The organism is Phaeacidiphilus oryzae TH49 (assembly GCF_000744815.1).
GTDB lineage: Bacteria > Actinomycetota > Actinomycetes > Streptomycetales > Streptomycetaceae > Phaeacidiphilus > Phaeacidiphilus oryzae.
Genome location: NZ_JQMQ01000005.1, coordinates 4045541 through 4063947 on the forward strand (window position 1 = coordinate 4045541; position 18407 = coordinate 4063947).

Consider the following 18407-nt stretch of genomic DNA (forward strand, 5'->3'; position numbering starts at 1 on the left):
ACTCAGCGGGCGGCCCCTCCCGCCCGTCCCCCGGCTACCCTCCGCCCCTCACCGGGCGGCTCAACCCCCATGTCTGCTTCAGCTTCAGCTTCAGCGATGACTGTCATGCCGCATACGCGATCGTCCGCCGCGTCCCGGCTGCGCTGGTACGTCCTCGCGGTGCTCAGCGCCGCCGTCGCGCTCGGGACCGGCTGTTTCGGCGCCTGGCAGGTGGCCCAGGCGCACAGCATCGACCGGGCGCCGATCCGGGTCGAGGGAACGGTGGTCCGCATCCCCACCGGCGTCGCCACCTACAACCAGGTCGACTACACCGTGCACGGCCGCCGGGAGGAGGCGGCGAACCTCGCGCTGCCCTCCGGGGCCGGGGTGGGCGACCCGGTGTGCCTGGAGGTCTCGTCCGGGGACCCGACCGCGGCCCGGCCCTGCGGGCAGCAGTACCCGCAGGCGGCGGGGGTGTCGCTGGCCCGGGTGCTGGGGCCGGTGGGCGCGCTGGTCGCGGTCTTCGCCCTGCTGAGGGTGCGTCAGCTGCGACGCGCGCTGCGCGCGGCGGGGGCGCGCCCCGGACGCAGGCGCCGCAGGTGAACAATGGGGGGCGTGACCCGAGCCTCCCTGGACAAGCAGCCGCGTGAAGTCGCCGAGATGTTCGACGGCGTGGCGGCCAAGTACGACCTGACCAATGATGTGCTGGCGCTGGGACAGACGCGGTACTGGCGGCGGGCGGTCGCCCGCGCGGTGGACGCCAGGCCCGGCGACCGGGTGCTGGACCTGGCGGCCGGGACCGGGACCTCCTCGCTGCCGTTCCTGGCGGCGGGGGCGACGGTGGTGCCGTGCGACTTCTCGCTGGGGATGCTGCGGGAGGGGAAGCGGCGGCATCCGCAGCTGGCGCTGACCGCGGGGGACGCGACCCGGCTGCCGTTCGCGGACGGGGTGTTCGACGCGGTGACCATCTCCTTCGGGCTGCGGAACGTGTCCGGGACGGAGCGGGCGCTGGAGGAGATGCTGCGGGTCACCCGGCCGGGCGGGCGCGTCGTCATCTGCGAGTTCTCGCAGCCGGTGTGGGGGCCGTTCCGGACGGTGTACTCCGAGTACCTGATGCGGGCGCTGCCGGGGATCGCCACCCGGGTGTCGTCCAATCCGGACGCCTATGTGTACCTCGCCGAGTCGATCCGGGAGTGGCCGGGGCAGGCGGAGCTGGCTTCGCTGCTGCAGGGGGCCGGCTGGCGGGACGTCGCCTGGCGCAATCTGACCGGCGGCGTGGTCGCTCTCCACCGGGGGTTCCGCCCCGAGTAGTTCTCGCCCCGGCCCCGCCCTTTCGCCGTTTCCCGGGGCCGGCGCCCCGGGCCCCCATCCGCTGCCGGGTGCGGCGCCGTGGTCGGCTGGGCGCGCAGTTCCCCGCGCCCCTGAGGTGCGCCTGCGGCGCTGCCTCCGGGACGCGGGGCTGGCCGCGCCCCCGAGGTGCGCCTGCGGCGCTGCCTCCGGGGCGCGGGGCTGGGGTCAGCCCAGGGGCCCGGTGACCGGGAGGACCACCTCGCAGGGGACGGGGACGGGGTGGGCGGGGTCCAGCGCGTTGAGGACGTCTGCCATCGCGATGGGGTCGGCGGCGATCTCCAGGTGGTCGCTCCCGTCGAGGCCGCACTGGTTCTGGACGGTGATGTCGTGGACGTTCGGGGCCGCGGGGAGGAAGGCGTTGGTGTAGGGGGTGACGACCTCGTCGTCCTTGGTGGCGATGACGGTGTAGTCGACGCCGGGCACCGTCTCCCCGCCCGCGTTGAGGCCGGTCAGGAACGGCGAGCCGGCCTCCTGCTGGACGCAGGCCGCGCAGGCCTGGACGAGGAACCGGTTGGCCGGCTCCAGCAGGCCCCACTGCGAGGCCAGCGCCGTGATCCCGTCCAGCGTGGTGCCGTTGTTGCTGGGAGCCAGGCCGACCAGCTTGTCGACCTTCGCCGCGCCGCCCAGGTTCTTGAGGTAGTAGCGGGGCATCATCCCGCCCTGGGAGTGGCCGACCAGATCGACCTTGCTCGCGCCGGTCGCGGAGAGCACCTGGTCGGTGAAGGCGGCGAGTTCGCCGGCACTGGCGGCGATGTCCCCGGTGGCGGTGATCGGGGAGCCGGCGAACGGGCTGCCGTAGTCGAAGGCGAAGACGCAGTACCCGTGGTTCGCCAGCAGCGGTGCCGCCGCGCCCCAGTTGTCGTGCATGTTGGCGAAGGTGCCGTTCACCAGGACGACCGGCTCGGGGTGGGCGGCGCTGGGCTTGCAGCCCCAGTCGTTCGCGCCCGGCGGCGGGGTGTCCGGGGTGAGGAACCCCACCAGCGCGCCCGTCGCGAAGTCGTAGTCCACCGGGTAGGAGCTCGCCGCGGTGTCGGCGTGGGCGGGAAGCTGGCTGAGGGCGCCCATCGCGACCGCGACCGCCGCCGCGAGCGGGATTCTGATCGCTCGTCGAACTGTCCTTCGTGCCATGGCCTTTGCCTCCCGGGTGGGGGAAGTGGGGGGAAGTCGGGCAATCGACTGGGCCCGGACGTTAGGGGGCGGCGGGTGCGGCGGCAATGCGCAGGGCCGGGATTCCCTGAAGTGTGTGCGCGGATGCGCGCGTTCGGCCGAACCGGGAGTCGTGTTCCTGTCACCCGGATGAGCTGTGGCTGACCTGCCGTCAGAAGTGTTGACCCGTCGGTAACCCAGGCTCATACTCCGGTGCTGATCCCCGGGAGGCCGGCCGCCATGGAGATACCCGAATTGCCCCGCGCGCTGGGGCCGGAGCTGAGAAAGGCGCAGAGCTCGATCGCGGGCGAAGTCATTCGGGAGATCCGCTCCCAGGTCCCGGAATTCTCCCGCCCGCTGGCCGGGAAATTCGGCGCCGCTCTGCAGAGCGGGGTGGAGACCGCACTGGCCGAGTTCGCCGACCTGGTCGAGGGCGCCCCCGTCCAGCAGGCCGGCGGGATGCGGGTCTACCGGGCCCTGGGGCGCGCCCAGTTGGTGGAGGGCCGCAGCCTGGACGCGCTGCAGGCGGCGTACCGGCTGGGCGCCCGGGTGGCCTGGCGGCGGTACGCGGAGCTGGCCCGCGACCTCGGGGCGGACACCGAGCAGCTGGTACGGCTGGCCGAGGCGGTCTTCGCCCACATCGACGGGATCGCCGCCCACTCCGTGCAGGGGTACGCCCTGGCCCAGGCGGACGAGGCGGGGACGCTGGGCCGGCGCCGGCACCGGCTGCTGGAGCTGCTGCTCGCCCGGGCGCCCCGGGCCGCCGTCGAGGAGGCCGCGACGGCGGTGGACTGGCCGCTGCCGGAGCGGGTGGCCTGCGTCGCCCTCGGCGGTCCCGGGGAGGGCGAGGACCTGCGGAGCTGGCCGGCGCTGCCGGTCGCGGTGCTGGCCGACCTGGACGGCGTCGAACGCTGCCTGCTGGTACCGGATCCGGCGCTGTTCCTCCGCGGACGGCAGGTGCGGAGCGCGCTGCGCGGACGCGGGGCGGTGATCGGCCCCGACGTCCCGCTGGCGGACGCCGGGGACTCGCTGCGCTGGGCCAGGGCGCTCCGCGCCCGCCTGCGGGAGCGCGGGCTGCTCCGGGCCGAGCCGGTGGACTGCGGAGGCCGGCTGCCGGAGCTGCTGATGCTGGCCGATCCTGCCCTGGTGCGGGTGATGACGGAGCGTCGGCTGGCCCCGCTGCGCGGGCTCACCGCCAAGCAGCGGCAGCGGCTGTCCGCCACGCTGCTGGCCTGGTTGCAGTGCGGTGGCGGCGGGGCGCCCGCGGTGGCGGCCCGGCTGGGCATCCATCCGCAGACCGCGAGGCAGCGGCTGCGGCAGGCGCGCGGGCTCTTCGGCGCGGAACTGGAGGACCCGGACGCCCGTTTCGAACTGGAGGTCGCCCTGCGCGCGGAGCTGCGCGGCGGGGCTGTCCGGGCGGTTCGGGGGCGGTCCGTAGACTGACCTCGGCCACCCGCCGCCCACGGGGGTGCCCCGGCACCGCTGAGGCGTGGGGGAGGAACGGCCGGTCCGAGCAGAGCGAGAGCAGGAGCCCCAGGTGACGCAGACCGCAGCGGCCAGTGCGGAGAACGGTACGGTCCCGGTGGAAGCCGAGGCCGATGTGATCGTGGTGGGCGCCGGTCCTGCCGGCTCGACCACCGCGTACCACCTGGCCCGTTCCGGGCTCAACGTGCTGCTGCTGGAGAAGAGCAGCTTCCCCCGGGAGAAGGTCTGCGGCGACGGCCTCACCCCGCGCGCGGTCAAGCAGCTGGTGGACATGGGGATCGACATCTCCGAGGAGGCCGGCTGGCTGCGCAACCGCGGCCTGCGGATCGTCGGCGGGGGCGTGCGGCTGGAGCTGGACTGGCCGGACCTGGCGGCCTACCCGGACTACGGCCTGGTGCGGAAGCGCGCCGACTTCGACCAGCTGCTGGCCCGCCAGGCGGAGAAGGCCGGCGCCCGGCTGGTCGAGCTGTGCAACGTCAACGGCCCGGTGCTGGACGAGCGTTCGGGCCGGATCACCGGGGTCACCGCCAAGCTGGGCGAGGACAAGCGGCCGGTGTCCTTCCGGGCGCCGCTGGTGATCGCGGCGGACGGCAACTCGACCCGGCTCTCCCTCTCCATGGGCCTCCACCGGGACGAGTCGCGGCCGATGGGCGTCGCCTACCGGACGTACTTCAACTCCCCGCGGGACCGGGACGACTACCTGGAGTCCTGGCTGGAGCTGTGGGACCGGCGGGGGAGCGAGCCGAAGCTGCTGCCCGGCTACGGCTGGATCTTCGGGATGGGCGACGGGACCTCCAACGTCGGCCTCGGACTGCTCAACACCACCAAGGCCTTCGGCGACATCGACTACCGCGAGCTGCTGAAGGTGTGGTGCGCGGGGATGCCGGAGGAGTGGGGGTACACCCCGGAGAACATGACCGAGCCGATCCGGGGCGCGGCCCTGCCGATGGCCTTCAACCGGAAGCCGCACTACACCCGCGGGCTGATGCTGGTCGGCGACGCGGGCGGGATGGTCAACCCGTTCAACGGGGAGGGCATCGCGTACGCGATGGAGTCCGGGCAGATCGCGGCGGGCGTCGTGGTGCAGGCGATGGCGCGGCGCTCGGAGGTCGGCCGGGAGCGGGCCCTCGAGGCGTACCCGCAGGTGCTGAAGGAGACCTACGGCGGCTACTACTCGCTGGGCCGCGGGTTCGTGAAGCTGATCGGCAACCCGCGGGTGATGCGGCTGGCGACCGAGCGGGGGCTCACCCACCCGTATCTGATGAGGTTCGTCCTCAAGATGCTGGCGAACCTGACCGACCCGCAGGGCGGGGACGCGATGGACCGCATCATCAACGGCCTGGCCAAGGTCGCCCCGCGGGCGTAGCGCCCGCGGGACGACGGGGTGGGCGCGGCGGTCAGTGCTGGACGGTCACCGTCGCCGTCGACTGCGCCGCGGCCAGGTGCTCGTCGCCGGCGTAGGACACCTGGTAGCTGACGGTGCCGGTGTCCGGGGGCGTGTCGGTGAGGCTGAAGCTGCCGTCCGCGGCCGTGGTGACGGCGGGGAGGGCCACGCCGTCCCGGGTGACCGTGAGGGTCTGGCCGCCGGTGTACGGGCTGGGGCCGCCGAGGGACCCGGTGATGGTGAGGGCGCGCTTGGGCTTGGCCGTCGCCGGGGGGAAGAGGTTGACGCTCGACGCCGTCTGCGCCGGGTCGGAGACCACGTGGAGGGTCGGGTTGTTCCCGTAGACGTCGGTGGTGACGCCGAACAGCTCGGTGTTGTCCGGGGTGACCGCCAGGCCGGCCGGGGCCAGGTCGGTGTCGAGCTGCAGCGGGTACGAGCGGACCGCCGAGCTGTAGCCGCCGGGGGCGAAGACGTAGACCGAGTCGCCGTAGTAGTCGTCGGAGCCGCCGTAGACCGTGCCGTCGGCGGCGATCGCCACCGCGTCCGGGTAGGTGGCGTCGGTGTACTGGCCGTCCGCGCTGAGGTCGGCGACTTTCCACGCCTGGTGGGCGTAGGGCGCCCCGCAGGCGGTGATCACGTCCTTGCCGTCCGGGGTGATCGCCAGGTCGCGGAGGTTGCTGCTGACGTCCGGGGTGTCCAGCTGGGTCTGCGGCTTCAGCACCCGCACCGTGGCGCCGGAGACGTCGTAGCTGGCCAGCGAGGCGGGGCTGACGCCGGACCAGCCGGCGACCAGTTCGCCGTTCGGGCCGCCGGCCAGCAGCGGGGCGTCGTACCAGGAGTCGCCGGTGGCCCTGAGGGTCACGGCAGCCGGGCCGGCCGCCGGGTCGATGGAGCCGATGCCGCCGCTGCCGGCCGCCGAGCCGTTGTAGGAGAACCAGACCTTGCCGCCGCTGACCGCCACGGACTCCGGGTCGTAGCCGGCGCCGGTGGCGTAGCGGGCGGTCTCGGTGAGGTCGGCGGTGCTGATCGCGGAGACCGCGTCGGTGCCGCCGAGGCCGGCGTAGACGGTGCCGCCGTCGGCGGAGAGGGCGAGGCCGTTCGCGTCGGTCTCGTTCGGGATGGTGGCCACGGTCTGGCCGGTGTAGTCGGTGACCAGGATGTCGGTGCTGCCCGAGCCGCCGCTGACGAAGAGGTGCCGGTGGACCGGGTCCACCAGGAGGTGCGAGTAGTGCGCGATCGGCAGCGCGACTGCCGTGGTCGCCGCGCCGGCCTGGGCGGCGGGGAGGGCGACCGTGGAAGCGATCCCGGCCGCGACGGCTATCGCGGCGGCAAGAGAGATCTGCTTACTGCGCATGGAACTCCTGTCTCGATGCGGTGAGTTGCCGACCTGATCTTGGGCGGCGGGTGTAGTAAAGCGCACAGCACTGACACAGGGGCACGCGGAGTAGCCGGGGCCGGCGTCAACTCCCGTACGCGCGACTCACTCCGACGATCAGTCTGCGCATTATCACGAGAGATGCTCGGTGTCCAAACTTGTGATGGATGCTCATAAGTGCTAGTCAGACGGCCTGTTGGGGGACGCCGGGGTCGCATGTGCAACTGCTTGTGAACGAGTGCACGCGATCAGTGCACCATGCTTGTCCGGATCGACCGGTTGACTCAGCGTCAGGTGGCCTAGATCACAATGCTGAGGGGAACCGCCGTGTCGCAGATCACAGGTCGGCGGGCGTAGCATGGCGCCGTTCCAGGGATTGTGAACTGCCTCACAAGGGACGGGAATCGGGATGAACGTCTACGCACCCATCCTGGTGCTGGGCGCGATCGCAGCAGCGTTCGCGGTCGGCTCCATCGTGATGGCCTCGCTCACCGGACCCAAGCGCTACAACCGGGCGAAGCTCGACGCGTACGAGTGCGGGATCGAGCCGACCCCGCAGCCGGAGGGGGGCGGACGCTTCCCGATCAAGTACTACCTGACGGCGATGCTCTTCATCGTCTTCGACATCGAGATCGTCTTCCTCTACCCGTGGGCGGTCAGCTTCGACTCGCTGGGGATCTTCGGCCTGGTCGAGATGGTGCTCTTCATCCTCACGGTCTTCGTCGCCTACGCGTACGTGTGGCGGCGCGGCGGCCTGGAGTGGGACTGACGACGGCTGCGCGACGCGGCGACGGACCGACACGAGGGAGTGACGGGCAATGGGCATTGAGGAGAAGCTGCCCAGCGGCTTTCTGCTCACCACCGTGGAACAGGCCGCCGGGTGGGTCCGGAAGAGTTCGCTCTTCCCGGCCACCTTCGGGCTGGCCTGCTGCGCGATCGAGATGATGACCACCGGGGCCGGGCGCTACGACCTGGCCCGGTTCGGCATGGAGGTGTTCCGCGGCTCTCCGCGGCAGGCCGATCTGATGATCGTGGCGGGCCGGGTGAGCCAGAAGATGGCGCCCGTGGTCCGCCAGGTCTACGACCAGATGGCGAACCCGAAGTGGGTCATCTCCATGGGCGTCTGCGCCAGTTCGGGCGGGATGTTCAACAACTACGCGATCGTGCAGGGCGTCGACCACATCATCCCGGTCGACATCTATCTGCCGGGCTGCCCCCCGCGGCCGGAGATGCTGATGGACGCGATCCTCAAGCTCCACCAGCAGATCCAGCAGACGAAGCTCGGCGTGAACCGGGCGCGCGCGGACGAGGAGCTGGAGCGCGAGGCGCTGGCGGCCACGCCGACGATCGACCAGCGGGGGCTGCTGCGGTGAGGATGCGAATCGCGGCACGGGCGGCAACTGCGGATACGTCGGCGGGTGCGGGGAGCAGGTGGCTGGGCGCGCGGTTCCCCGCGCCCCGGTTGCGCTGCCCGTCTGCCCGACTGGGCTGGAAGGTGGTCGGCTGATGAGTGAGCCGCAGAACGGGCAGGTGCCCGCATCGCGGGAAGAGGGCGCCGGGGAGCCCGAGGTGATCGGCGTCCGCAGAGGGATGTTCGGGGCCAGGGACGGCGGGGACACCTCCGGCTACGGGGGGCTGGTCCAGCCGATCGTGCTGCCCGGGGCCTCCAGCCGGCCGTACGGCGGGTGGTTCGACGAGGTCGCGGACGAGCTGGAGGGGGCTCTGGAGGAGCAGGGGCTCGATCCGGAGCAGGTGGTCGAGAAGACCGTCGTCGACCGGGGCGAACTCACCTTCCACGTCAGGCGCCAGGACCTGGTCGCGGTCTGCCGGACGCTGCGGGACGACGCCGCGCTGCGCTTCGAGCTCTGCACCGGGGTCAGCGGCGTCCACTACCCCGGCGACACCGGCCGCGAGCTCCACGCCGTCTACCACCTGCGGTCGATCACCCACAACCGGCTGATCCGGGTGGAGACCTCGGCCCCCGACGCCGACCCGCACATCCCCTCGACGGTCGCGGTGTACCCCACCAACGACTGGCACGAGCGGGAGACCTACGACTTCTTCGGGATCGTCTTCGACGGCCACCCCGCGCTGATGCGGATCATGATGCCGGACGACTGGCTGGGCCATCCGCAGCGCAAGGACTATCCGCTCGGCGGCATCCCCGTCGAGTACAAGGGCGCCCAGATCCCGGCTCCCGACCAGCGGAGGTCGTACAGCTGATGAGCGATCAGAACACCGTCCACGCAACCGGTTACGCCGAGGCGCCCGGCCGCGAGACCACCGAGGGCCGGGTCTTCACCGTCACCGGCGGCGACTGGGACGAGATCGTCACCGCCGCCGCCAAGGCGGACGACGAGCGGATCGTCGTCAACATGGGCCCGCAGCACCCCTCCACCCACGGGGTGCTCCGGCTGATCCTGGAGATCGACGGCGAGACGGTCACCGAGGCCCGCTGCGGAATCGGTTATCTCCACACCGGCATCGAGAAGAACATCGAGTGGCGGAACTGGGTGCAGGGCACCACCTTCGTCACGCGGATGGACTACCTCACCCCCTTCTTCAACGAGACGGCCTACTGCCTCGCGGTGGAGAAGCTGCTCGGCATCGAGGACGACATCCCGGAGCGGGCCGACATCGTCCGGGTGATGATGATGGAGCTCAACCGGATCTCCTCGCACCTGGTCTGCCTGGCCACCGGCGGCATGGAGCTGGGCTCCACCACGCTGATGATCTACGGCTTCCGGGACCGCGAGGTCATCCTCGACATGTTCGAGCTGGTCACCGGCCTGCGGATGAACCACGCGTACATCCGGCCGGGCGGGCTCGCGCAGGATCTGCCGCCGGGGGCGGTGGACCAGATCCGCGAGGGCGTGAAGCTGCTGCGCTCGCGCCTGTCCGAGTACGACGCGCTGGCCACCAACAACCCGGTCTTCAAGGCCCGGTTGTGCGACGTCGGGTACCTGGACCTGGCCGGCTGCATGGCGCTCGGCGTCACCGGGCCGATCCTCCGCTCCACCGGCCTGCCGCACGACCTGCGGAAGTCCCAGCCGTACTGCGGCTACGAGGACTACGACTTCGAGGTGTGCACCGCCGACACCGCCGACTCCTACGGCCGCTTCCTGATCCGGATCCACGAGATCGCGGAGTCACTGCGGATCGTCGACCAGTGCCTGGACCGGCTGGCCGGCACCTCGGGGAACGGCGGGGGCCCGGTGATGGTCTCCGACAAGAAGATCGCCTGGCCGGCCCAACTCTCCGTCGGACCCGACGGGATGGGCAACTCGCTGGACCACATCAAGAAGATCATGGGCACCTCGATGGAGGCGCTCATCCACCACTTCAAGCTGGTGACCGAGGGCTTCCGGGTGCCGCCCGGGCAGGCCTATGTGGCCGTCGAGTCGCCCAAGGGCGAGCTCGGCGTCCACGCCGTCAGTGACGGCGGCACTCGGCCGTACCGGGTGCACTTCCGGGATCCCAGCTTCACCAATCTGCAGTCGATGGCGGTGATGTGCGAGGGCGGCCAGGTCGCGGACGTCATCGTCGCCGTGGCCGGGATCGACCCGGTGATGGGAGGAGTCGACCGGTGACGGCAAGCGAAGCCCGGCCTGGGGCGGTGCCGGTGGCCCTCGGGCTGCCGGAGGGGCCCGCCCCCGAGTACCCGGCGGACGTACGGGCCCGCCTCGACCCCGACGCCGAAGAGCTGATCTCCCGCTACCCGCAGTCCCGTTCGGCGCTGCTGCCGCTGCTCCACCTGGTGCAGGCGGAGGAGGGCTACGTCTCCGCGAGCGGGATGCGGTACTGCGCGGACAAGCTGGGGCTGACCACGGCCGAGGTGCGGGCGGTCGCCACCTTCTACACCATGTACCGGCGCAGGCCGGCCGGGCGGCACCACATCGGGGTGTGCACCAACACCCTCTGCGCGGTGCTGGGCGGCGACGAGATCTTCGCGGACCTCCAGGAGCACCTGGGGATCGGCAACAACGAGACGACCGAGGACGGCTCGCTGTCCATCGAGCACATCGAGTGCAACGCCGCCTGCGACTACGCGCCGGTGGTGATGGTCGACTGGGAGTTCTTCGACAACCAGACGCCGGAGAGCGTCCGGGAGCTGGCGGACCGGCTGCGGGCGGGCGAGGAGGTCTCCCCCACCCGGGGCGCGCGGCTGTGCGGCTTCCGCGAGACCTCGCGGGTGCTGGCCGGGTTCCCCGATCCGCGGCCGGAGGCCGTGCACGAGGGTGGCGCGGCCGGGGACCCCAGCCTCGTGGGGTTGCGGCTGGCGAAGGGCGAGGCCTTGCCGGGCGCACGGGTGATCAGCCCCCGCCAGGATCCGGCGGAGCCGGATACATCAGGGGCGCGGGGAACTGCGCGCCCAGCCACAAGCGAAGCCGCACCCGCCGACCGCGAATCACTTGAAGGTGGTGGCGCGGAATGACCGCGACCGAACCGGAGAAGCTGCTTTCGCCCGTGCTCTCCGCGAGCTGGGCCGAGCCGCGCCCCTACACGCTGGAGACCTACCGCGCCTACGACGGGTACAAAGGCCTCCACGCCGCCCTGCGGATGGACCCGGACGAGGTCATCGCGCTGGTCAAGGACGCCGGCCTGCGCGGCCGCGGCGGCGCCGGCTTCCCGACCGGGATGAAGTGGCAGTTCATCCCGCAGGGCGACGGCAAGCCGCACTACCTGGTCGTCAACGCCGACGAGTCGGAGCCCGGGACCTGCAAGGACATCCCGCTGCTCTACGCCAACCCGCACGCGCTGATCGAGGGGATGGTGATCGCCTCCTACGCGATCCGCTGCCACAAGGCTTTCATCTACCTCCGCGGCGAGACCGTCCCGGTCCTCCGCCGGCTGCACTCGGCGGTCGCCGAGGCGTACGCCGCCGGATACCTCGGCAAGGACGTCCTCGGCTCCGGCTTCGACCTGGACATCACCGTCCACGCCGGCGCCGGGGCGTACATCTGCGGTGAGGAGACGGCGCTCCTCGACTCGCTCGAAGGCCGCCGCGGCCAGCCGCGCCTGCGGCCGCCGTTCCCGGCCGTGGCCGGGCTCTACGCCTGCCCGACCGTGGTGAACAACGTCGAGTCGATCGCCTCGGTGCCGGCCATCCTCCACCGGGGCAAGGACTGGTTCCGCACCCTGGGCTCGGAGAAGTCGCCCGGCTTCACCCTCTACTCGCTCTCCGGGCACGTCGCCAACCCCGGCCAGTACGAGGCCCCGCTCGGCATCACCCTCCGCCAGCTCCTGGACATCAGCGGCGGGATCCGGCCGGGCCACCGGCTCAAGTTCTGGACCCCCGGCGGCTCCTCCACCCCGATGTTCACCGACGAGCACCTCGACGTCCCGCTGGACTACGAGGGGGTCGGCGCCGCCGGCTCGATGCTCGGCACCAAGGCGCTGCAGTGCTTCGACGAGACCACCTGCGTGGTCCGCGCGGTCACCCGCTGGATCGAGTTCTACGCCCACGAGTCCTGCGGCAAGTGCACCCCCTGCCGCGAGGGCACCTACTGGGTGGTCCAGCTGCTGCGCGGGATCGAGGCCGGCAAGGGCGCCCTGGACGACCTCGACAAGCTCGACGACCTCGCCGAGAACATCAACGGCAAGTCCTTCTGCGCCCTCGGCGACGGCGCCGCGGCCTGCCTGGCCTCCTCGCTGAAGCACTTCCGCGCCGAGTACGAGGAGCACGTCAACGGCGGCCGCTGCCCCTTCGACCCGGCGGCCACCACCGTCTGGGCCGACCGCCGCCCCTCCGGAGGGTCCGCCGCCGGCGGAGCCTCCGCAACCGACCCGTCCACCGCCCAGGAGAAGGGGGTGCTCGCGTAGATGACCGTCACCACGAACGCTCCCGGTGCCGGGGCGGAGGCCCCGCCGCCGACCGAGCTGGTCACCGTCACCATCGACGACGTACCCGTGCAGGTGCCCAAGGGCACGCTGATCATTCGAGCCGCGGAGCGGATCGGGGTGCAGGTGCCCCGGTTCTGCGACCATCCGCTGCTCGACCCGGCCGGCGCCTGCCGCCAGTGCATCGTCGAGGTGGAGGGCCAGCGCAAGCCGGTGGCCTCCTGCACGATGGCCGTCGCGGACGGCATGGTGGTGCGCACCCAGATCAGCTCGCCGGTGGCCGCCTCGGCCCAGCGCGGGGTGATGGAGCTGCTGCTGATCAACCACCCGCTGGACTGCCCGGTCTGCGACAAGGGCGGCGAGTGCCCGCTGCAGAACCAGGCGATGTCCAGCGGGCGGGCGGACTCCCGGTTCGAGGGGACCAAGCGGACCTTCGCCAAGCCGCTGCCGCTCTCCAGCCAGGTGCTGCTGGACCGCGAGCGCTGCGTGCAGTGCGCGCGCTGCACCCGGTTCAGCGAGCAGATCGCCGGCGACCCGTTCATCGAGCTGGTCGAGCGCGGGGCGCAGGAGCAGGTCGGGATCGGCGAGGGCGAGGCCTTCCGCTCCTACTTCTCCGGCAACACTATCCAGATCTGCCCGGTGGGCGCGCTGACCTCGAAGGCGTACCGGTTCCGCTCCCGGCCGTTCGACCTCTCCTCCTCGCCGGGGGTGTGCGAGCACTGCGCCTCCGGCTGCGCGATCCGCACCGACCACCGGCGCGGGAAGACGCTGCGCCGGATGGCCTTCGACGACCCCTCGGTCAACGAGGAGTGGAACTGCGACAAGGGCCGCTTCGCCTTCCGCTACGCCCAGCAGCCGGACCGGATCCGCACTCCCCTGGTGCGGGACGAGGAGTCCGGAGAGCTGCGCCCGGCCTCCTGGCCGGAGGCGCTGGAGGTGGCGGCCCGCGGCCTGACCCGGGGCCAGGACGGCCGCCCGGCCAAGGCAGGGGTGCTGCTGGGCGGCCGGGCCACGGTCGAGGACGCCTACGCCTACGCCAAGTTCGCCCGTACCGTGCTCGGCACCAACGACGTGGACTTCCGCGCCCGGGCGCACAGCGCGGAGGAGGCGGACTTCCTGGGCTCGGCGGTCGCCGGCCGGGGGATCGACCTGGACGGCAACGGCGTCGCCTACGCCGACCTGGAGGCCGCGCCCAGCGTGCTGCTGGCCGGGTTCGAGCCGGAGGACGAGTCGCCGATCGTCTTCCTGCGGCTGCGGAAGGCGGTCCGCAAGCGCGGTCTCAGGGTCTTCTCGATCGCCACCCACGCCTCCCGCGGCCTGGCCAAGCTGAGCGGCCGGCTGCTGCCCGCCGCCCCCGGCACCGAGACCGAGTGGCTGGACGCCCTCGGCGACCAGGACGCCGGCGCCTCCCTCACCGGCCCCGGCGGGGCGGCCGACGCGGCCGCGGCGCTGGCCGAGCCGGGATCCGTGATCCTGGTCGGCGAGCGGCTGGCCGCCGTACCGGGCGCCTACTCCTCGGTCTGCCGGCTGGCCAGGGCCACCGGCGCCCGGCTGGCCTGGGTGCCGCGCCGGGCGGGCGAGCGCGGGGCCGTCGAGGCCGGCGCGCTGCCCGGGCTGCTGCCCGGCGGGCGTCCGGTCACCGACCCGGTGGCTCGCGAACGCACGGCCGCCGTATGGGGGTTGGCCGACTCGGACGCCCTCCCCGCCCGCTACGGGCGGGACACCGGCGGCATCCTCACCGCCGCCGCCAACGGAGACCTGGACGCCCTGCTGGTGGGCGCGGTCGACCCGGCGGACCTGCAGGACCCGGTCGCCGCCGACACCGCGCTGGACCGGATCGGCTTCCTGGTCAGCCTGGAGCTGAGGCCCTCCGCGGTCACCGAGCGCGCCGACGTGGTGCTCCCGGTGGCCGCCGCCTCGGAGAAGGCCGGGACCTTCCTGGACTGGGAGGGCCGGGTGCGGATGTTCGAGCCCGCGATCCGCCCGGACCAGATGACCTCCCGCCAACTCCCGGCCGACCTCCGGGTCCTCCACATGCTGGCGGACGCCGCCGGGGTGCCGCTGGGGCTGCCCGACGTCACCGCGGCCCGCCGCGAGCTGGACTCCTTCGGCCGCTGGACCGGGGAGCGGGTGGACGCGCCGGCCGAGACCGCGCGGCCGCTGCCCCGGCCGGCCGCCGGCGAGGCGGTGCTCGGCGGCTGGCGGCAGCTGCTGGACAACGGCTCGCTCCAGGACGGCGATCCGGCCCTGGCCGGCACCCGCCACCCGGCCGTCGCCCGGCTGTCGCCGGCCACGGCGGCCGAGATCGGCGTGGCCGACGGGGCGCCGCTGGCGGTCTCCGGGCCGGCGGGCTCGGTGACCCTGCCGCTGTCCATCACCCTGGAGCTCCCGGACCGGGTGGTGTGGGTGCCCCTCAACTCGACTCCGGGCGGAGTCGCCCGGGCGCTGGGCGCGGTCCCCGGCCGGGTGGTCGGCCTGGCACCCGGCCAGGCGCACGGCGCTGACCCGGAGGAGGACTGATGCTGGCTCAGATCGCTCTCGCCGCCCCGCACGGCGCGGCCCTGCTCGCCGCCGAGGACCTCTCCGTCTTCGGCCGCGACCCCTGGTGGCTGGTGCTGCTGAAGGCGGTGTTCTGCTTCGCCTTCCTGGTCGTCACCGTGCTCTTCGCGATCGTGTGGGAGCGCAAGGTGGTGGCCTGGATGCAGCTGCGCATCGGGCCCAACCGGCACGGCCCCTGGGGCCTCCTGCAGAGCCTCGCGGACGGGGTGAAGCTGGCCCTCAAGGAGGACCTGGTGGTCACCGCCTCCGACAAGGTGGTGTTCGTCCTCGCCCCGATCCTCTCCGCGATCCCGGCCTTCATGGCCTTCGCGGTGATCCCGTTCGGCCCGGCGGACCACGAGATCTCGATCTTCGGCACCCGCACCTTCATGCAGCTCACCGATCTGCCGGTGGCCATGCTCTACCTGCTGGCCGTGGCCTCGATCGGGATCTACGGGATCGTGCTGGCCGGCTGGTCCTCCGGGTCCACCTATCCGCTGCTCGGCGGGCTGCGCTCGTCGGCGCAGATGATCTCCTACGAGATCGCCATGGGCCTCTCCTTCGCCTCGGTCTTCGTCTACTCCGGGTCGATGTCCACCTCGTCGATCGTGGCGGCGCAGCACAACCTCTGGTTCGTCTGCATGCTGCCGGTCAGCTTCGTGGTCTACCTGATCTCGATGGTCGGCGAGACCAACCGGGCGCCCTTCGACCTCCCGGAGGCCGAGGGCGAGCTGGTCGGCGGCTTCAACACCGAGTACTCCTCGCTGAAGTTCGCGATGTTCATGCTCGCCGAGTACATCAACATGGTCACCGTCTCGGCGATCCTCTCCACCCTCTTCCTCGGCGGCTGGCGGGCCCCCTGGCCGATCACCGCCTTCTGGACCGGGGCCAACCACGGCTGGTGGCCGCTGCTCTGGATCGTCGTCAAGATCCAGATCCTCCTCTTCTTCTTCATCTGGCTGCGCGGCACCCTGCCCCGGCTCCGCTACGACCAGTTCATGAAGCTGGGCTGGAAGGTGCTGATCCCGGTCTCGCTGGTGTGGCTGCTGCTGGTGGCCACCGTCCGGGCGCTGCGCAACGAGGGCTACCACGGCGGTCAGGTGGTGCTGTACGTCGGCGGGGCGGTGGTGGTCCTGCTGCTCCTCTCGGTCCTCGTCGACATGATGCGGAAGAGGCCGGAGGCACCGGAGCCCGCGCCGGCCGGCGGCGAGTTCACCGATGTGACGGCCGGGGGGTACCCGGTGCCGCCGATGCCGGGGCAGACCCTCCCGCCGGTGCCGAGGCGGCGTCGCCGCCAGCACCTCGCCGAGCCGGCGGCGGACGTCATCCCCAGCGGAGCCACGGGCACGAGCGCGGCCACGGGCAAGGGAGCCGACAGTGAGTGACAAGAACCCCGAGCAGTCCGGGAACCTCGAACGGCGCTCCGGCGGAGGCGAGTTGGCCGAGCGCGGCGCGGCCGGCGGAGGCGCTGGGCACGAGTCCGGCCGCAGCCTCCTCGGCCCGGCCGCCGGCTTCGGCGTCACCTTCCGGGCGATGTTCAAGCGCCGGCTGACCGAGCAGTACCCCGAGGAGAAGAAGCCCACCGCCCCCCGCTTCCACGGCCGCCACCAGCTCAACCGGCATCCGGACGGCCTGGAGAAGTGCATCGGCTGCGAGCTCTGCGCCTGGGCCTGCCCCGCCGACGCGATCTACGTGGAGGGCGCGGACAACACCGACGAGGAGCGCTACTCGCCCGGCGAGCGCTACGGCCGCGTCTACCAGATCAACTACGCCCGTTGCATCCTCTGCGGACTCTGCATCGAGGCCTGCCCGACCCGGGCGCTGACCATGACCAACGAGTACGAGCTGGCGGACTCCTCCCGGTCCTCGCTGATCTACACCAAGGAGCAGCTGCTGGCCGGGCTGACCGAGGGGATGGTCGACAGCCCGCACGCGATCTACCCGGGCACCGACGAGGGCGACTACTACCGCGGCGAGGTCACCGAGGCCGCGCCCGGCACCGTCCGCCAGATCGCCTACTCCAAGGGCGAGTCCGCCCCGGAGGCCGCCTCCGAGGAAGCCACCCCCGAGGAAGAGGAGGCGAAGGCATGATCGCGTCCGCGGCGCCGCTCACCGGCGCCACCTCCACCGGCGAGGCGGTGCAGTTCTGGGTCCTGGCGGTGCTCGCCGTCGGCGGGGCGCTGGGAATGCTGCTCTGCCGCAAGGCCGTCCACTCCGCCCTCTGCCTGGCCGCCACCATGCTGGCCCTGGCGCTCTGCTACTTCGCGCAGGGCGCGGCCTTCCTCGGCGCGGTGCAGATCGTCGTCTACACCGGCGCCATCATGATGCTCTTCCTCTTCGTGGTGATGCTGGTCGGCGTCTCCTCGGCGGACAGCGTCAAGGAGGTGCTGAAGGGCCAGCGCTGGGCGGCCGTCCTGTGCGGGATCGGCTTCGGCGTGCTGCTGATGGCCGGGATCGCCAACGCCCGGCTGCGCACCTTCACCGGCCTCGCCGCCGCCAACGGCAACGGCGGCAACGTCCGCGGGCTGGCCCGGCTGATCTTCACCCAGTACGTCTGGGCCTTCGAGGTCACCGGCGCCCTGCTGATCACCGCCGCGGTCGGCGCCATGGTGCTGACCCACCGCGAGGCCACCACGGTCCGCCGCAGCCAGCGCGAACTCGCGGAGCAGCGGGTCAGGCTGGGGCAGCAGATCACCCCGCTGCCGGCCCCCGGCGTCTACGCCCGGCACAACGCGGTGGACGTCCCCGGCCTGCTGCCGGACGGCACCCCGTCCGAGCTCTCGGTCAACCAGACGCTGCGGGCCCGCGGCCAGGTCCGCGAGGTGGGCCGCGAACTCCAGGCCAAGATCGTCGAGTTGGAGGCCGGCACCAGCCGCTACCTGGGCCGCAGGACCCCCAAGCAGCGGCGGAACGGCGATGTCGTACCCCAGCAGCCGAAGCAGGTGACGGGCACCGAGAACAGCGGGAGCCCGGCCACGGCCGGTGCCGAGGGTGAGGAGGAGTCATGAACCCGGCGAACTATCTCTACCTCTCCGCGCTGCTCTTCACCATCGGCGCGGCGGGAGTGCTGATCAGGCGGAACGCGATCGTGCTGTTCATGTGCGTGGAGCTGATGCTCAACGCCTCGAACCTGGCGCTGGTCACCTTCTCCCGGCTGCACGGCAACCTGGACGGCCAGATCATCGCCTTCTTCACCATGGTCGTCGCGGCGGCCGAGGTGGTCGTGGGCCTGGCCATCATCGTCGCCGTCTTCCGCACCCGCCACTCGGCCTCGGTCGACGACACCAACCTGATGAAGCTGTAGAGCGG

Annotated in this window: 17 protein-coding genes; 15 read left to right on the forward strand and 2 right to left on the reverse strand. The window is 72.2% G+C overall.

The features are described from left to right. Positions 1-105: 105 nt before the first annotated feature. The gene (locus BS73_RS21710; RefSeq protein WP_037574964.1) at positions 106-582 is read left to right on the forward strand and encodes a hypothetical protein; all 477 of its coding nucleotides are present in this window, start codon (positions 106-108) and stop codon (positions 580-582) included. 12 nt (positions 583-594) lie between these two features. After that, a complete protein-coding gene (locus tag BS73_RS21715) occupies positions 595-1290 on the forward strand; it encodes a demethylmenaquinone methyltransferase (RefSeq protein WP_037574966.1) in 696 nt (231 codons plus the stop codon). A gap of 204 nt (positions 1291-1494) precedes the next feature. Here the strand turns inward: BS73_RS21715 and BS73_RS21720 are convergent, their stop codons facing one another. Continuing rightward, on the reverse strand, positions 1495-2457 hold the full coding sequence (locus BS73_RS21720; protein ID WP_037574968.1) for an esterase/lipase family protein: 963 nt from the start codon (positions 2455-2457) through the stop codon (positions 1495-1497). Between the two features lie 258 nt (positions 2458-2715). Between BS73_RS21720 and BS73_RS40435 the strand changes: the two genes are divergently transcribed. Together BS73_RS40435 and BS73_RS21730 are read left to right on the forward strand one after the other, a co-directional pair. After that, positions 2716-3918, forward strand: coding sequence for a helix-turn-helix domain-containing protein (locus BS73_RS40435; RefSeq protein ID WP_051940240.1), 1203 nt, complete (start codon positions 2716-2718; stop codon positions 3916-3918). Between the two features lie 139 nt (positions 3919-4057). Then, the gene (locus BS73_RS21730) at positions 4058-5326 is read left to right on the forward strand and encodes a geranylgeranyl reductase family protein (RefSeq protein WP_037580571.1); all 1269 of its coding nucleotides are present in this window, start codon (positions 4058-4060) and stop codon (positions 5324-5326) included. Positions 5327-5357: 31 nt separating this feature from the next. Here the strand turns inward: BS73_RS21730 and BS73_RS21735 are convergent, their stop codons facing one another. Next, positions 5358-6698, reverse strand: a complete 1341-nt coding sequence (locus BS73_RS21735) for an Ig-like domain-containing protein (RefSeq protein ID WP_051940245.1) — start codon at positions 6696-6698, stop codon at positions 5358-5360. Positions 6699-7128: 430 nt separating this feature from the next. Between BS73_RS21735 and BS73_RS21740 the strand changes: the two genes are divergently transcribed. The 11 genes from BS73_RS21740 (at position 7129) to nuoK (ending at position 18402) form a co-directional block, all read left to right on the forward strand. After that, positions 7129-7488, forward strand: a complete 360-nt coding sequence (locus BS73_RS21740) for an NADH-quinone oxidoreductase subunit A (RefSeq protein ID WP_037574971.1) — start codon at positions 7129-7131, stop codon at positions 7486-7488. Positions 7489-7537: 49 nt separating this feature from the next. Then, positions 7538-8092 carry a NuoB/complex I 20 kDa subunit family protein gene (locus BS73_RS21745; RefSeq protein ID WP_037574973.1) on the forward strand — a complete coding sequence of 185 codons (555 nt, stop codon included), beginning with the start codon at positions 7538-7540 and terminating at the stop codon, positions 8090-8092. A gap of 133 nt (positions 8093-8225) precedes the next feature. Further along, the gene (locus BS73_RS21750; RefSeq protein WP_037574975.1) at positions 8226-8942 is read left to right on the forward strand and encodes an NADH-quinone oxidoreductase subunit C; all 717 of its coding nucleotides are present in this window, start codon (positions 8226-8228) and stop codon (positions 8940-8942) included. Then, complete coding sequence (locus tag BS73_RS21755; RefSeq protein WP_037574976.1) at positions 8942-10309, forward strand: NADH-quinone oxidoreductase subunit D; 1368 nt, start codon at positions 8942-8944, stop codon at positions 10307-10309. Before BS73_RS21750 ends, BS73_RS21755 begins: the two co-directional genes overlap by 1 nt. Beyond that, positions 10306-11154: an NADH-quinone oxidoreductase subunit NuoE gene (gene nuoE, locus BS73_RS21760; protein WP_051940246.1), complete on the forward strand. Its 849-nt coding sequence runs from the start codon at positions 10306-10308 to the stop codon at positions 11152-11154. The genes BS73_RS21755 and nuoE overlap by 4 nt, the downstream gene beginning before the upstream one ends. Further along, complete coding sequence (nuoF, locus tag BS73_RS21765) at positions 11151-12542, forward strand: NADH-quinone oxidoreductase subunit NuoF (protein WP_051940248.1); 1392 nt, start codon at positions 11151-11153, stop codon at positions 12540-12542. The genes nuoE and nuoF overlap by 4 nt, the downstream gene beginning before the upstream one ends. Then, positions 12543-15080 carry an NADH-quinone oxidoreductase subunit G gene (locus BS73_RS21770; protein WP_037574979.1) on the forward strand — a complete coding sequence of 846 codons (2538 nt, stop codon included), beginning with the start codon at positions 12543-12545 and terminating at the stop codon, positions 15078-15080. Beyond that, positions 15080-16483 carry an NADH-quinone oxidoreductase subunit NuoH gene (gene nuoH / locus BS73_RS21775; protein WP_037574980.1) on the forward strand — a complete coding sequence of 468 codons (1404 nt, stop codon included), beginning with the start codon at positions 15080-15082 and terminating at the stop codon, positions 16481-16483. Before BS73_RS21770 ends, nuoH begins: the two co-directional genes overlap by 1 nt. 148 nt (positions 16484-16631) lie before the next feature. Then, a complete protein-coding gene (nuoI, locus tag BS73_RS21780) occupies positions 16632-17189 on the forward strand; it encodes an NADH-quinone oxidoreductase subunit NuoI (RefSeq protein ID WP_051941510.1) in 558 nt (185 codons plus the stop codon). After that, positions 17186-18106, forward strand: a complete 921-nt coding sequence (locus BS73_RS21785; protein WP_084704254.1) for an NADH-quinone oxidoreductase subunit J — start codon at positions 17186-17188, stop codon at positions 18104-18106. Before nuoI ends, BS73_RS21785 begins: the two co-directional genes overlap by 4 nt. Beyond that, positions 18103-18402 carry an NADH-quinone oxidoreductase subunit NuoK gene (gene nuoK / locus BS73_RS21790; protein WP_037574982.1) on the forward strand — a complete coding sequence of 100 codons (300 nt, stop codon included), beginning with the start codon at positions 18103-18105 and terminating at the stop codon, positions 18400-18402. The genes BS73_RS21785 and nuoK overlap by 4 nt, the downstream gene beginning before the upstream one ends. Positions 18403-18407: the final 5 nt, after the last annotated feature.